13 protein-coding genes, 1 tRNA gene and 1 pseudogene are annotated in these 13,582 nt (G+C 48.8%); 9 read left to right on the top strand and 6 right to left on the bottom strand.

Going from position 1 to position 13,582, the window contains the following annotated elements; genetic code table 11:
• The first annotated feature begins 159 nt into the window (after nucleotides 1–159).
• Nucleotides 160–903: a DNA/RNA nuclease SfsA gene (gene sfsA, locus DESTI_RS18035; RefSeq protein WP_052316142.1), complete on the top strand. Its 744-nt coding sequence runs from the start codon at nucleotides 160–162 to the stop codon at nucleotides 901–903.
• A 187-nt stretch (nucleotides 904–1,090) separates the two neighbouring features.
• Entirely contained in the window at nucleotides 1,091–1,813 is a 723-nt protein-coding gene (locus DESTI_RS18030) for a superoxide dismutase (protein ID WP_014811398.1), read from the top strand.
• 255 nt (nucleotides 1,814–2,068) lie between these two features.
• Here DESTI_RS18030 and DESTI_RS18025 read toward each other — a convergent pair whose 3' ends face one another.
• The 4 genes from DESTI_RS18025 to gmd all read right to left on the bottom strand — a co-directional run bounded on the left by DESTI_RS18025 (nucleotide 2,069) and on the right by gmd (nucleotide 6,280).
• Nucleotides 2,069–2,515 (bottom strand): SRPBCC family protein, encoded by a 447-nt coding sequence (locus DESTI_RS18025; RefSeq protein WP_014811397.1) that lies wholly within the window; start codon nucleotides 2,513–2,515, stop codon nucleotides 2,069–2,071.
• Nucleotides 2,516–2,540: 25 nt separating this feature from the next.
• Nucleotides 2,541–3,371, bottom strand: a complete 831-nt coding sequence (locus DESTI_RS18020; protein ID WP_014811396.1) for a hypothetical protein — start codon at nucleotides 3,369–3,371, stop codon at nucleotides 2,541–2,543.
• Nucleotides 3,372–3,557: 186 nt separating this feature from the next.
• Complete coding sequence (locus DESTI_RS18015) at nucleotides 3,558–4,763, bottom strand: CaiB/BaiF CoA transferase family protein (RefSeq protein WP_014811395.1); 1,206 nt, start codon at nucleotides 4,761–4,763, stop codon at nucleotides 3,558–3,560.
• 443 nt (nucleotides 4,764–5,206) lie between these two features.
• Nucleotides 5,207–6,280: a GDP-mannose 4,6-dehydratase gene (gene gmd, locus DESTI_RS18010; protein WP_014811394.1), complete on the bottom strand. Its 1,074-nt coding sequence runs from the start codon at nucleotides 6,278–6,280 to the stop codon at nucleotides 5,207–5,209.
• Nucleotides 6,281–6,357: 77 nt separating this feature from the next.
• Between gmd and DESTI_RS30865 the strand changes: the two are divergent.
• From DESTI_RS30865 to DESTI_RS17985, 5 genes and pseudogenes are all read left to right on the top strand, one after another.
• Nucleotides 6,358–6,977, top strand: a pseudogene (locus DESTI_RS30865) (JAB domain-containing protein).
• Between the two features lie 145 nt (nucleotides 6,978–7,122).
• Nucleotides 7,123–7,199, top strand: a tRNA-Met gene (locus DESTI_RS18000).
• 626 nt (nucleotides 7,200–7,825) lie between these two features.
• Entirely contained in the window at nucleotides 7,826–8,539 is a 714-nt protein-coding gene (locus DESTI_RS17995; RefSeq protein ID WP_014811392.1) for a TIGR04255 family protein, read from the top strand.
• A gap of 1 nt (nucleotide 8,540) precedes the next feature.
• Nucleotides 8,541–9,005 carry a hypothetical protein gene (locus DESTI_RS17990; protein ID WP_014811391.1) on the top strand — a complete coding sequence of 155 codons (465 nt, stop codon included), beginning with the start codon at nucleotides 8,541–8,543 and terminating at the stop codon, nucleotides 9,003–9,005.
• Nucleotides 8,989–9,294: a hypothetical protein gene (locus DESTI_RS17985; RefSeq protein WP_014811390.1), complete on the top strand. Its 306-nt coding sequence runs from the start codon at nucleotides 8,989–8,991 to the stop codon at nucleotides 9,292–9,294. Before DESTI_RS17990 ends, DESTI_RS17985 begins: the two co-directional genes overlap by 17 nt.
• A 173-nt stretch (nucleotides 9,295–9,467) precedes the next feature.
• On the opposite strand, the gene DESTI_RS31800 is transcribed toward DESTI_RS17985, so the two are convergent.
• Nucleotides 9,468–9,671 carry a two-CW domain-containing protein gene (locus tag DESTI_RS31800; RefSeq protein ID WP_014811389.1) on the bottom strand — a complete coding sequence of 68 codons (204 nt, stop codon included), beginning with the start codon at nucleotides 9,669–9,671 and terminating at the stop codon, nucleotides 9,468–9,470.
• Between the two features lie 697 nt (nucleotides 9,672–10,368).
• On the opposite strand from DESTI_RS31800, the gene DESTI_RS17975 reads away from it, so the two are divergent.
• The gene (locus DESTI_RS17975) at nucleotides 10,369–11,268 is read left to right on the top strand and encodes a glycosyltransferase family 2 protein (RefSeq protein ID WP_157212198.1); all 900 of its coding nucleotides are present in this window, start codon (nucleotides 10,369–10,371) and stop codon (nucleotides 11,266–11,268) included.
• 16 nt (nucleotides 11,269–11,284) lie between these two features.
• Nucleotides 11,285–13,168 carry an asparagine synthase (glutamine-hydrolyzing) gene (gene asnB, locus DESTI_RS17970; RefSeq protein ID WP_014811387.1) on the top strand — a complete coding sequence of 628 codons (1,884 nt, stop codon included), beginning with the start codon at nucleotides 11,285–11,287 and terminating at the stop codon, nucleotides 13,166–13,168.
• Nucleotides 13,169–13,262: 94 nt separating this feature from the next.
• Here the strand turns inward: asnB and DESTI_RS17965 are convergent, their stop codons facing one another.
• On the bottom strand, nucleotides 13,263–13,556 hold the full coding sequence (locus DESTI_RS17965; protein WP_157212197.1) for a hypothetical protein: 294 nt from the start codon (nucleotides 13,554–13,556) through the stop codon (nucleotides 13,263–13,265).
• Nucleotides 13,557–13,582: the final 26 nt, after the last annotated feature.

Genomic DNA, 13,582 nt, shown 5'->3' with positions numbered 1-13,582 from the left:
TATTTCTCGACCGATGCGATTCGCTGCGCTCATCACATCCTACGTGAGCTATGGCAGTTGCCAAAATTAGTCTCGATTGAAGATTAGGAATATTGGTGGGTGCCGTGCCTCCGTGCCGGCACATATTCAATTCAAAACTCTCATTTTGTGCGCCCACTTATGAAATACTTCACAATTTCTCCAGCGAATACTCCTGAGCATCACGGGCTTCCCTGGCCGAAGTTGATCAAAGGGACTCTGATAAAACGCTACAAGCGTTTCATGGCAGACGTTCTCTTAAGTTCGTCCGGTGAGATCGTGACAGCGCATTGTCCGAATTCCGGCAGCATGAAGACGTGCTGCGACCCCGGACGACCCGTGTACATATCGGAAAGCTCCAATCCTGCAAGACGTCTCCGCTACACCTGGGAACTGATAGAAATGCCAACGTCTTTGGTAGGTGTGAATACGTCGGTCCCGAACAGGCTCGTCAAAGAGTCTGTCCTGAACGGAGTCATTCCCGAATTTCGCGAGTACGAGACAGTCCGAGCCGAAGTGCCTTGCGGAAGCGATTCCAGGCTGGATCTTATGCTGGAGCGTCTGAATAACCGTTGCTTCATCGAAATCAAGAACTGCACATTAATCGAAGGAACAACCGCTTGTTTTCCCGATGCAATTACTGCTCGAGGTCTGAAGCATCTGGTGATGCTCCAGGAACTGGTCGGTTCCGGTGATAGAGCGGTAATCTTCTTTCTCGTGCAGCGTTCGGATGCAACTGAATTTAAACCCGCGGATCATATCGACCCGCAGTACGGTCGCGAGTTGAGATCGGCAATAGCAAACGGAGTAGAAGTATTCTGTTATGACGTAACAATTTCGCTCGCAAACATTGCATTAAACAAACGTATTCCTGTAGTTTTGTGAATAGTAATAAAGCGTTCCACTTCACATAAAAAGCACAATCCTTTATGCTCAATTTAAGGTGATTTGCCGATTGCATTTTTCTTGCTGTCGTGAACCTTTCACCTTGCGAGCGGCGCAGTGGCCCGTGAGGCGAGATGGTTCACGTGGGACGATCACCGAATAGAAAACAGAAGATCAGGGGGAGGTCATGCAAGACCAGTTTACGAGGCGTGAATTAATGGTGGGGGCAGGTGCTGCTGCTGCCACGGGGATTCTTTCCCACATGTTGACATCCGAAGCTCTTGCTCAGCCAAAACACCCGGGAGATCAGCCGTTCGTTCATACGTTGCCACCGCTGCCGTATCCGGAAAACGCTCTTGAGCCCGTAATTGATGCAGAGACGGTAAAGATTCATCATGACAAACATTTTGCAGGCTACGTGAAGGGACTGAACACCGCTCTGGAGAAACTGGACAAGGCCAGAAAAGAAGGAAATTTTGAGCACATAAAAGCACTATCGCGCGATCTCGCATTTAACGGGTCGGGTGTTGTGCTCCATTGGATCTATTTTTCTACATTGGGCCCAAAAGCGGGTGGCAAGCCTACCGGAAAATTGGCCGAAGCTATAGACAGGGATTTCGGATCGTACGATACGTTCTGGAAACAATTTGCTCAGGCCTCGAAAGATGTCGAGGCGTCAGGCTGGGGTGTTCTTGCATGGGAACCTTTCAGCAAACGATTAGTCATTCTTCAGGCGGAAAAGCACCAAAATCTGACGAGCTGGGGATCTATGCCGCTTATGGTCTGCGACGTCTGGGAACATGCATACTATCTCAAATACCAGAATCGTAGAGCCGAATATGTGGACGCCTTTCCCCAGATCATTGACTGGAAAAAAGTGGAAGAACGCTTTTCAAAGTATGCTGTATAACAAAGAGGCATGCCACAACATGAGTTATAGTACATCCAATTGAACAAATATCACGTACACGGAGGACATATTTTTGTCCTCCTCCTTACCGTATAATACCATTTCGCAGTTATGCACATAAGATAGCTCAGGCTGGGGTGTCCTGAGCGGAGTGATCAGACGGCTTTGCGTCGTCCGGAGCGAAGGATATCTCCAGCCTCCCAGATTATGAGAAGAAAACCGAATAAGTATAAGTCCTTTCTATCCAGAAGGACTTTATAGGCCCACCGGCATGTCGTAAGGATGCGGACGGCCTTTGCCCGTCTCGACAAATTCCTTGAGGCTAAGCAGGAAAAGCACCCAGTGCATCGAGGACTGAGGGAACACTTTGGCATCCTCGCGCCATCTTGAGTGTCGAAGGTGAAGAAACGTTTTGTCGCCCTCTCGGAAGATTTTCCATTCGATTTCGGTGTCCACCCAATCAGGATCGCTCCGCTCAGTTGCACGCCATCGCACGAGTTCATCAACCTTCAGAGTGGTTACAACCATCTCCTTTAAGAATTTCCCATAAAACCAGAATTCCAATTTCTTCCCGACGGCAGATTCTCCTCGCGTCTCGATGGTCCACCAATGCGCAAGCTTTTTCACATCGGTTAACGCTTGGTAAAGCTCGCCTGGGGAAGCTTTGATGATAATTTCATGCCAGATTTCACGATATGCCATTGAAAACACCCTCTTTGGTTCACACTCAATAATAGTAAACGAGTTCCCCGAACCATCCGCCGAGAACTACTTCAACTTCTGAACGAACCGGCACCATATTGAACAAAATGCCATTTTTGAACTCAATTGAGGTACGGCGATATCCTGTCCGCAATGCAATTGTTCCCAGAGTGGTTTCCGGAGCTTTCAATCCACCCGCTATTTCCCAATCGATTACCTCAGTGCCTGTAACAGGCCATCGTGCTCTCGCTTCTGCAGTGGCAGAAAGTCCGTACGTATCATAATCGGGGGTGAATACTGCATGAAACCCGAGTGTCATTGCAGACGGTCCCGTCACCTGGAATCCACCTCCCACGGTTCCCCCAACCGCAAGAGAAGGGCTGTACGCGTCGAAATCCATATTCAAGCCAATCCTGGACCTGCCCCATCGGAGAGGGTCAAAGTCCCATCCAAACCGCAATCCGGAGTAATCGAATCGGGCGTCGCCGGTGGTTCCCAGATCCGGGAATACCGCCGTGCCCGCGTAACTGCGCATGTTGTAATGCATTCTGCCTGAGAATGGTCCTACTTGCAGTCTGAGCATTGTGTCGACAAACACTGCGCCTCTGGGCATGTTCCAATCTTGCATGAAATCGAATGACCGGGTCGGATTCGTGAGAATGTCAGTTCTCCCTTTCAGAAGGTTGGACCAGATGATGGTTACTTTGGTTTCTCCTTCAATAGAGGGAAAAGAGAAGATAGGAGAACAGGGATTCTCCGTATCGGAAAATACTTGGGCTGCACCCGTGGCTGCTTGAATCACACAAAAAATGCATATGGCAGCCGACAATAAACAATTCCATTGAGGCTTACGCATTCGGCATGCCCTCTCGATACAGTTAATTTTATAATATGTTAAGTGAATTACATAATTATGTCAATGTCCTACTTTTTCAGTTAATCATCCTAAGTGATACCGTTTGCATTCAGAAGAGCAGTATTGCGGAGGACCTCCTTTTAGGAATGTCCTCCCGATCGTACTTCTTTACACGTGCTTCTACTGCTATATGACTTCATTACGTCTCAAACTATCGATCTCCACCGCAGTGTACCCGAGTTCTGAAAGAATCTCGTCTGTGTGCTGCCCGAATTCAGGAGCAGGGAGCCTGCACGACGCGGGGGTGTCGCTGAAATCCCATGGAAATCCGACCATCTTGGTTTTCCCGTGCTCGGGATGGTTCATGTACACGAAATAGTCGTTGGCCAATGCCTGGGGATCGCAGGTCACTTCCTGGGGAGTCTGCACGGGCGTGCAAATGCACCCGGCTTGATTGAGGAGTGCCAGCCATTCATGTCTCGGCTTCAAAGCGAATCTCTCGTCGAAAATAGCCACCAGAGCAGCCGCATTCTTGCTCCGTGCTTCTATGGAGTTGAATCTGGGATCGTCTGTGAGCTCTTCCAGGCTCAAAGCCTGGCAAACCTTCGGCCAATACCGTTCTGGCTGGAGGTGAGCAATGGCAATCCATCGATCGTCCTGACAACGATAGTGGTTGTATATCGGATTTCCGGCTTCTGCTCGTACTTCTCGGGAAAATTCCATATCAAGCATGGATGGAGCGGCCATAATAAGCCCGAGAGTGGCGATGACACTCCCCATGAGAGAAGTGTCCACCACTTGGCCTCTACCGGTTTTCTCTCTGGCATACAGTGCGGCAGTGACTCCCCAGGCACAGGCGAGTGCGCCGACTTCATCACCTATTCCCGGAAGAATCTGTGTGGGAGGAGCGCCCTTTTCTCCACAGGCAAACATCAGTCCGGAACGGGCTATTCCCGTATAATCAAAGGAATAATCGTCCGCATCCGGCCCTTTGCGACCCCACCCGGACGCGTGCGCATAAATCAACCGCGGGTTGCGGGCCATGAGCACATCCGGCCCTATGCCCATTCTTTCGGGTGCGGGTATGCTCATGTTGTTGAGGAACACGTCCGCTGAGTCGACGAGCTTGAGGAATACTTCCATTCCCTGAGGTTTCCTCATGTCCAAAACCATGCCCCGTTTATTTCTATTGCCGTGTTCGAAATAATAATTGCGGCCTTCGAGACCCACCATTGCGCCGATGATTCGCATGAATTGCCTGCCCGGATCTCCCGTTTTGGGCTCGATCTTGATCACGTCGGCTCCAAGATCGCCCAGGCGCATGCCCGCGACCGGACCTTGTTGAAACATGGAAATCTCGATCACGCGTACTCCGTCGAGAGGTCCTGTCATCTGTATTCTCCCTTCCCGTGTGTCTATTCTCGAAACCAAAAAAAAAGCGGAGTGTGAACTCCGCTTTTTCGTGTATCGCCTGATGGTCACACTCAGCCCGCGCGTTTATACCTCCTAAAGCTAAAAAAGAAAAACGGGCAGCTGATGTGGATCATTATTTCTTCTCCAGTCGATCTAAAATACACGCACGCGATTCTTTGTCAACAGAGATTGTGTTGTATCCATTTAGTTGTTCCTAGGGAAAATCCCCCCAGCCCCCCTTTATAAAAGGGGAGGTGAAGAATAGAAGCAACCTGCAATTCCCCCCTTAGTAAAGGGGGGCTGGGGGGATTTTGAAAGTTGGAGGGAATGTGATCCGAGAGAAGATTTTCTCTACCCCTCAGTAACTGAATGCAGACATTTGTGTTCAATTTTTATTTGTTCGACAGTGATAAAGCACTTGCCTAATTGTAACCGTTCACTTGGCACAAACGCTCTTTTTCGGCTTCCCTGAGATCTGCAATAACCATCCGTCGGACAAGCTCTTTGAACGACATCTGCGGTTTCCAACCGAGCAATTTGGCTGCTTTTGTTGCATCTCCCAGGAGCTCATGCACTTCCGTAGGTCTGAAGTACCGTGAATCCACGAGGACAAGGGGCTTGCCTGTTTCGGAGTCGATTCCTTGTTCGTTGAGGCCTTCTCCTCTCCATTCGATGATGATACCGACTTCTTTGAAAGCCCGTTCCACAAATTCCCTCACTGAATGATTTTCTCCGGTGGCTATGACGAAATCGTCCGGTTCGTGATGTTGCATGATAAGCCACATTGCCGACACATAATCCCCCGCGTATCCCCAGTCGCGCTTTGCCGAAAGATTGCCGAGGTACAGCTTATCTTGCATTTCGAGTTTAATGCGAGCCACAGCGCGAGTAATCTTGCGGGTGACAAAGGTCTCGCCTCGCATGGGAGATTCGTGGTTGAACAGAATTCCGTTGGACGCGAAGAAGTTGTACGCCTCACGGTAATTCCTGACGATCCAGTATCCATAGAGTTTTGCCACAGCGTAGGGGCTGCGAGGATAAAACGGAGTGGTCTCTTTCTGAGGGGATTCCTGGACCAGTCCGAACAATTCACTCGTGGAAGCCTGATAAAAGCGCACTTTTTCCTGCAAGCGCAGGATACGAATTGCTTCCAGGAGCCTCAATGTGCCGAGAGCATCTGCATTAGCCGTATATTCAGGGGTTTCGAAGGAAACTCTAACGTGACTCTGGGCCGCGAGATTGTATATCTCGGTCGGCTGGAATTCCTGGATGATACGAATAAGATTAGTGGAATCCGTTGTATCGCCGTATTCGAGGATGAGATTTCGACTGTCGACGTGCGGATCCTGATAAAAGCTGTCTATTCTCTGGGTGTTAATGAGCGAACTTCGTCTCTTGACTCCGCAGACTTCATACCCCTTTTTCAGAAGGAACTCCACAAGATATGCACCATCTTGACCGGTAACACCTGTTATAAGCGCTCTGTTGTTTCCCATGAATTCCCTTTACATAGTGCGAAATGATTCAATCGAATTTCGCGATTATGCTACTATGACTTAAAGAACGCAAGCTTATGGTTGAGATGGGGCTGCCGACATTTCTTATGGAGAATAAGACGGATCGAGAAGCTGAAATAAAAGAAAAACTCCTCAGATCGGGCAAACTCACGGACTGGGATCTGCTGGAACTACTGCTGACGTACGTGTCTTCGGCAAGCAGTCCGCAAGAGGTGGCGGAAGAACTCAAACGCACCTTTCATTCAATGCGTGCGATCTTTTTGACGTCTTCCGTGGAACTGCTCCAGGTGAAAGGTATGGATCGAGATGCGGCGACGCTCATCAGACTTGTAGGTGAGATTCTCGAACGCTTTAGCGAGACGATGGCCCCAAGTCCTCAAGTTCTGGTGAACTCGAAGGAAGTGGAACAGTTTCTCCTTGCATGGCTCAGCACCATGAAAGACGAAAACGTGCTCCTCGTATTCCTGGACGATCACGGCATAGTCCTGGGACAGGAAATACTCGGAGCCGGTACCGTAGACCAGGTGGTTCTGTTTCCCCGTCAAGTGATGGAACGCGCTCTCACTACAATGCAACGTCATTGATCATAGCTCACAATCATCCCGACGGACCGCCACTCCCATCTGTCCGCGATCGTGAAGGCAGAGCGTCTGAGAGAAATTCTTCATCCCTTTGAGATAACTCTGACGGACTCTGTTGTCGTGGGAAAAAACAAATGTTTCAGCATATTCAAGAATGCCCCTTTTTAGGAGATCCCGGCCTTTGGTCTTGCTTGCGACACTTGACAGCCCGTTCCTGTACTGTTATGAGTATCTGGTTAAGGCGGTGTAGCTCAGTCGGTTAGAGCATGCGGCTCATATCCGCAGTGTCCGGGGTTCAAATCCCTGCACCGCCACCAATGCTCCCTTTGAAATCATTCAGAAATAGCCACAAATTACCCTCGAAAAAGTGTATGCAAATTTTTTCACAGTCTGCTGGACAGGATCAGAGCCTTCCTAACGGGGTGACCCTGATCCCCCTAAGTGATCTGTATTAGTCACAGGCAGTTATTCGGTTGAATCGTCTTGCAGGGCTAATCGCTCCCAGAGAATGTTGATTGAAAGGCGATTTCGGTTCACCGTCTGACCGGCTGCAAGCATACCAGATGAAGTTCAGCCTGATCAATTGTGAGTCGGCGAAGGCTTGGGCATCCACAACAAAGCGCGAGGTTTTTCGGCAATCCCATCGCTTGAAATGTTGTCCGATTCTTGCATTTCCATCTTGCGGTATAAATTTCAGTGGACATTTTGAGGCCCTCCTTAAAATTATCTACCTTTGCTTCACGGAATTCCTTTGTGTCGTCTAATTGTTCTTGAACAAACTTTTTTCAGACTAGCGCCTTTTTTTTTGCGAAGGATCGCCTCGTGATTTTGCTCAATTCGCTTGCGTTAGAAGGTCTGACTCGCTAAAGTCCTCAATTGCTTCTGATTGACTCCGGGTGTCAACGGAAATAGAATTACTTTAGTCTACTATGTGAGCGGCGAAGTGAACCTCATACCCGATAACCGACATCCTAACTCACCATTGATTGAAGTGGTATTTGAGATTCGTTTTCCAGGTGAGACTGCCATTGAGTGTAAACGGTCCGAAATCCAGGATTGCATCAGAGATATTTACCCGAATCTGCTCGTGCCGAAAATCCAAGATGGAATGGCTTATGCGTTGGAACCATACCGATTTGAGAAATCGGATGCTAGTGCAGGCGTCATGGTGTCTCTGAATAGATTCGGTTATTTCTCTCGAGCTTATCCGGGATTCGAAGATTTCAAAAAAGAGTATCTGCGTTTACTGGGATTGTTTGGTTCCATCATAAAGTTGAATGAGCTGAATCGTGTTGGCCTCAGGCACGTGAATATTATTCCATTTGTGAGAGAGAACAGGCTTCTTCCATTGGAGCATTTTTTTGTGTTTTGTAAGGAAATGATGAATCTTTTTCCGGGGAGATTTGAGAATTTCAGCACTGCATTCGTACTCCCTGCTGGCAAAGGAAAAATTACAACACGCATAGAATCAGTTATGAGGACTGACGGGGGACAGGAAGCATTTCTACTGGATTTCGATTACGCGAAATCCGAAGGAGATCTAGAGTTTGACCGAATCGAAGAGTATCTTGATGAAGCGCACACGGAATCGGCCTTGCTTTTTCATACACTCATTACAGAGAACTACCGTGCGTACATAAAAGGCGAGGAGACGTAGAATGGCCGGGGCATTTGCAGAATTTGCTGATGAACTGCTACCAATTGAGGGATTTCGGGCTTCATGGGATAAAAGGATAGACACGGCAAGTCCAGAATCTACCCAGAAACGAGAAACAAGAACGATAAGAGTAAGAACTGCTGAGAATTTGTCATACGCACTGCCTGACCAATACAAAGTTCCCGCCTTTCAATTTCGCCGAGACGGTTTGAATTTACGTGCTCTTAAGCCAGTTACGATCAAACTTGCGAGGGGAGAGAATTTATGGTTTGCCGAGAACGAGCGATTGGATATTTACGCCACTGGTGATACACCTCAAGAGGCAATAGAAGAATTTGTCATCCAATTACTCAGTTTTTATGAACATTATAGGGACCTGAACGAAGCTCAAGCACGAGGTGGGGCCAAGAGACTAAAGAATGTCTTTGCTACTGCTTTCGAGGTAATGGATGAAAGTAGATCGTAAGCTTGCGGAAAAAAGCCTGCAGGCAAAAGGATTTGTGAAAGATAAGTCTCACGATCACCCATGCTTTTTTCACTGCTATGAGGGAAAGGAAACGGGAATTAAGACGTGGATGTCTCATAGCAAAAAGTACAAAGACATTGGGCCAGACAACTTGGAGAGCATGCGAAGGCAGCTTAAGCTGGAAACGCGTAGAGAGACCATTGCATTACTAGAGTGCCCCATGAGTCAATCCGAATATAATGAGCATTTGATTCAGAAAGGCCTTCTCGTCATAGATGAGAATGATTGAGTCAGAGATTCATTTTTCCTGAAGAAGACGGATGAAGGAACCGCCCACTAAGAAGGCTCACCCAATATTTGCCGACGTGAGTGGACGGTCTCCCTGATGTTCAAGTCCCTGCACTGCCACCAGAAATCCCTATGGAATCGTCCAGAAATCTTCGCAGAAAACCCTCAAACGACCTAAACTGACCCATCCATCATGTCTTGGAAAAATTTGCATCCTTTACGACATTTGGCGATTTTTTCATCATAGGTCCCCTGTGTTTCGCCTCTACAGAGAGTAGCCGTGACCGCGAAACAATTGCGCCCGTGTTCCGGAAACGCCGGACAATTCTGCTCGTTATTACAACCGAGAACTTGCCAACAATTTAGCCTCTCAGACATGCCTCTCCTCCAAATAAATTATTGCAATATATGACTATCTGTATAATATGATATCAATATCTTTTTGTCAATAAAATCTTTCGATACATCATTTCATGATATCAGGCATACTCTTCACCTGAATTTTCTGTTTAAAGGACGAACAGTCAAAAACAATGAGTATTGGCACGATCGAAAGACGTGTGTAGCGGACCAACGCGGTCGCAATATCTCATGCTGATTCGCTTTTCTTTTCATAATCTGGGAGGCTGAGGTATCCTTCGCTCCAGACGACGCAAAGCCGTCTAATCACTCCGCTCAGAGCACCTCAACCTGCGCCATCTTATATGCATAATTGCGAAATCCTATAAGAGTCCCTCATCTGGGAAGGACTTTTATCATTCGTTGTGGCACTCTTCGCCATGGGAGTTGGTATCAGACCGTGGCCCTTGGGTCCGGCCGTGAAGCATTTCTTCAACGAGATTCCAATTGGATCAAGATTTGCGACAGTCTCTCCCTTCCAGGGGCACGACAGTTTGGATTAGATTTTATGCGAAAACAAGTGCACCTTCCTTTTCTCAATCGTTCCTTTTTTGACACCAATCCCCTATTAATGGTATTCCATTGCCGGTGCTCGGATCGAAATCATCTTCCGGTCTGGAGCATTCGTCTATCCGGAGCTAAGGCTCTGAAATGTTACCTACATACAGATGAGGCCATGAACCAGCTAGAAGAATATTCTGCGGTCGAGAATACCCACGAGGAAATCACCATTGTGATTCCTGCCTACAACGAGGAGACCACTATCGTTGACGTGGTGAAAGAAACAAGAACGGTACTCCCGGAAGCACGGGTGCTCGTGATTGATGACGGTTCCAAAGATGCAACTGCCGTTCGTGCCCGTGAAGCAGGGGCGGATGTCATCTCCCACCCTCTGAACAAGGGAAACGGTGCAGCCATAAAGACCGCTTTGAGGGCTATCAAAGGAGGGGTCGTGGCCGTGCTTGACGGGGACGGACAACACGATCCGCGGGAGCTGCCAAAGCTGCTGGGTTATTTGAAAGAGTACGATCTCGTGGTGGGGGCTCGATCGTTTAACGGAAATGAAGGACACTGGTTGCGGACAGCGGGAAATCTCTTTCTGCGAAGACTTGCGTCGTTTCTTTCCGAACAGAAAATAGCCGACCTCACTTCCGGGTTTCGGGCATTCAGGCACGCTGTAGCAGCACGTTTTCTCCACATCTATCCGAATGGTTACTCTTTTCCGTCCACAAGCACTTTGAGTTTCATTACCGCAGGATACAGTGTAAAATTCGTTCCCATTCAGGTTCGCCGCAGACCGAAGCTGACACAGAGCAAATTACGGCCGTTCCGCGACGGCTTTCGGTTTCTGACGTTCATCCTTCGTGTGGTAACCATCGCCAACCCCAACAAGATCTTTTTCCCTGCCGGGCTTGCCATGGTGATTGCCGGTATTATCCTGACCATTCGCAATCTCATCATGTTTGCCCAGTTCTCCGGAGGCACGGTTCTCTTTCTGGCAGGAGGTATAAACATCATTTTCTTCGGGTTGATCCTGGACCAGTTCGCGTCCCTGCGGCTCCAGGAACGCGATTGAAAGTCGTCGGTACATAATGTGCGGAATTTGCGGAATTTTTCTCCTGAAAACCGGCGCGAATGCTGACAGGGAATTGCTCCAGCGGATGAACCGAACCATGGTGCATCGCGGTCCCGATGACGAAGGATACTATGTGGCCGGTTCTGTCGGGCTTGCAATGCGCAGGTTGAGTATCATCGACCTGACAACAGGCAAGCAACCCATATGCAATGAAGACGAGAGCCTCTGGATCGTTTTTAACGGAGAGATTTACAACTACCCGGAATTACGTGAAGACCTGATCGCCCGCGGCCATACGTTCAAAACAAGATCCGATACCGAAGTCATAGTCCACCTGTACGAAGAATTGGGCGAACGTTGCGTCGAGCCGCTTAATGGTATGTTCTCCTTCGCAATATGGGATAATGCAAACAGAAAGCTCTTCCTGGCTCGTGACCGCCTCGGGATAAAGCCGTTATTTTACTCTTTCATCCCTGGAAAGGCCCTGTATTTCGGCAGTGAGATCAAAGCGATTCTCAAGGCTCCCGTGCCGCGAAATCCCGATTATCAGGGTCTATATGATTACCTTTCTCTGATGTACATTCCCACGCCTGCCACTGCGTTTGAGTCCGTGAAGAAACTTCCGCCGGGACATGTGCTTAGCTGCGATGCACATGGCATCAATATCCGAAAATTCTGGGACGTTCCGCTTCCGGCACTTGGAGATGAAAATTCCTCGAACAAAGATTACGAGGAAGAGGTGTTGCACCTGATCCAGACGGCCATAAAGCGTCAGATGATCTCCGACGTCCCCATAGGAGCCCTTCTCAGCGGCGGTCTCGATTCCACTACCGTGGCAGCGGTAATGTCCCGCAAGCTTGGAATGCCTCTTCACACGTTTACCATAGGATTTGACCGAAAATCGTACGACGAATCCCAGGAAGCCAGATTGGTAGCACAGACGCTCGGGACGGATCACCTGGAACAGATCGTACATCCGGGTATGATCGAATCCATACCCGAACTGCTCACGTTCTTTGACGAACCATTCGCTGACTATTCCGCTATCCCCACCTTCCTTGTGTCACGATTGGCTGCACAGCATGTCAAAGTCGTCCTCACAGGGGACGGGGGAGATGAGGTTTTCGCTGGCTACCCTACGCATGTGGCATACCGAGTCAGCAGGTTATTTCGTATCATTCCTCGATGGGTGCGGAACGGAATAATTACGCCTGCTGTCATGGCTCTTCCCACTTCCCTGGAGCGAATCAGTTTCGACTACAAAGCCAAGCGATTCGTCACAGGGGCTGAACTTTCTCTCGAGCAGGGCCACTACTGGTGGAAGGTAATTTTCAATGAAGAGGAAAAGAGATCTCTGTGCTCCCCGGGTTTTCTTGAGAATGGCTTCAGAGACAGTTTTCATTCTTTTGAGACTCACTTTGAAGCATGCAGGCATGCGCATCCTCTGAATCGCCTCCTCTATGTGGATACCAAGACGTTCCTGTTGGATGACAATCTCGCAAAAGTCGACCGTATGACTATGGCTAATTCCTTGGAAGCGAGGGTTCCACTGCTGGATCATGAAATAGTGGAACGGGTCGCGCTCATGCCTCCGCATGTCAAATCGCGTGGGCTCCAGACCAAAAGACTTCTCCGGAGAGCGGTGCGGAAACTCCTGCCACCGGAAATACGAAAAGGGAAGAAGAAAGGCTTCACGCCACCGCTGCCTTTCTGGATTCAGAAGGAACTAAGAGGATTTCTGGAAGACCTGTTTTCCGAGAAAAGGCTGGCACAGTGCGGGATGCTCGATAGAAAAGAATGCCGAAGAATTCTTCACGAGCACCTGACAGGAAAGAAAGACAACAACAGACAAATATGGACCATCGTCGCCCTCATATGCTGGCTGGAAAAATACGCCTGATGCGAATTTCATTCAGAGAGAGAAATCGGGGAGGAACTTCTTACAAGAAGTTCCTCCCCGATTTCTCTCTCTGAATGAAAAAGCGCATTCGATATCATTCGTCCCAGTCGCCCCAGTAGTAGCGTTCGCCATTTGCGGGGTCAGTCCAGCGGCCTTCGCCGCACCAATAATTCTTGCTTACAACCGGGAACATCGGGTATCCCGGAAATTCGAAGGAATCCGAACTCGGCCTGATTTCGGGAGGAAAACGTCTGCAGGACCCGTTCAACTCAAGAGTCCATCGTGACTTGTAATCGTGTTCTTGTCCGCTACTGATAAGGTACGAGCCTTCGGATTCCCAGGGTTCGAAGTAATCGCAGAATTCGCAAGTCATATCGGAATATTTCACAAGCATTCCCCAACAAAGGTCAGCTC

The sequence above is a fragment of the Desulfomonile tiedjei DSM 6799 genome, from assembly GCF_000266945.1.
Taxonomy (GTDB): domain Bacteria; phylum Desulfobacterota; class Desulfomonilia; order Desulfomonilales; family Desulfomonilaceae; genus Desulfomonile; species Desulfomonile tiedjei.
Note: the sequence above shows the minus strand (reverse complement) of the source record. Positions and strands in the feature narration are given on the sequence as shown.

Bases quoted from the DNA above. Each gene is read 5' to 3' on its own strand.
- sfsA (WP_052316142.1), top strand. From the start codon at position 160: ATGAAATACTTCACAATTTCTCCAGCGAATACTCCTGAGCATCACGGG.
- DESTI_RS18030 (WP_014811398.1), top strand. From the start codon at position 1,091: ATGCAAGACCAGTTTACGAGGCGTGAATTAATGGTGGGGGCAGGTGCT.
- DESTI_RS18025 (WP_014811397.1), bottom strand. From the start codon at position 2,515: ATGGCATATCGTGAAATCTGGCATGAAATTATCATCAAAGCTTCCCCA.
- DESTI_RS18020 (WP_014811396.1), bottom strand. From the start codon at position 3,371: ATGCGTAAGCCTCAATGGAATTGTTTATTGTCGGCTGCCATATGCATT.
- DESTI_RS18015 (WP_014811395.1), bottom strand. From the start codon at position 4,763: ATGACAGGACCTCTCGACGGAGTACGCGTGATCGAGATTTCCATGTTT.
- gmd (WP_014811394.1), bottom strand. From the start codon at position 6,280: ATGGGAAACAACAGAGCGCTTATAACAGGTGTTACCGGTCAAGATGGT.
- DESTI_RS17990 (WP_014811391.1), top strand. From the start codon at position 8,541: ATGGCCGGGGCATTTGCAGAATTTGCTGATGAACTGCTACCAATTGAG.
- DESTI_RS17985 (WP_014811390.1), top strand. From the start codon at position 8,989: ATGAAAGTAGATCGTAAGCTTGCGGAAAAAAGCCTGCAGGCAAAAGGA.
- DESTI_RS31800 (WP_014811389.1), bottom strand. From the start codon at position 9,671: ATGTCTGAGAGGCTAAATTGTTGGCAAGTTCTCGGTTGTAATAACGAG.
- DESTI_RS17975 (WP_157212198.1), top strand. From the start codon at position 10,369: ATGAACCAGCTAGAAGAATATTCTGCGGTCGAGAATACCCACGAGGAA.
- asnB (WP_014811387.1), top strand. From the start codon at position 11,285: ATGTGCGGAATTTGCGGAATTTTTCTCCTGAAAACCGGCGCGAATGCT.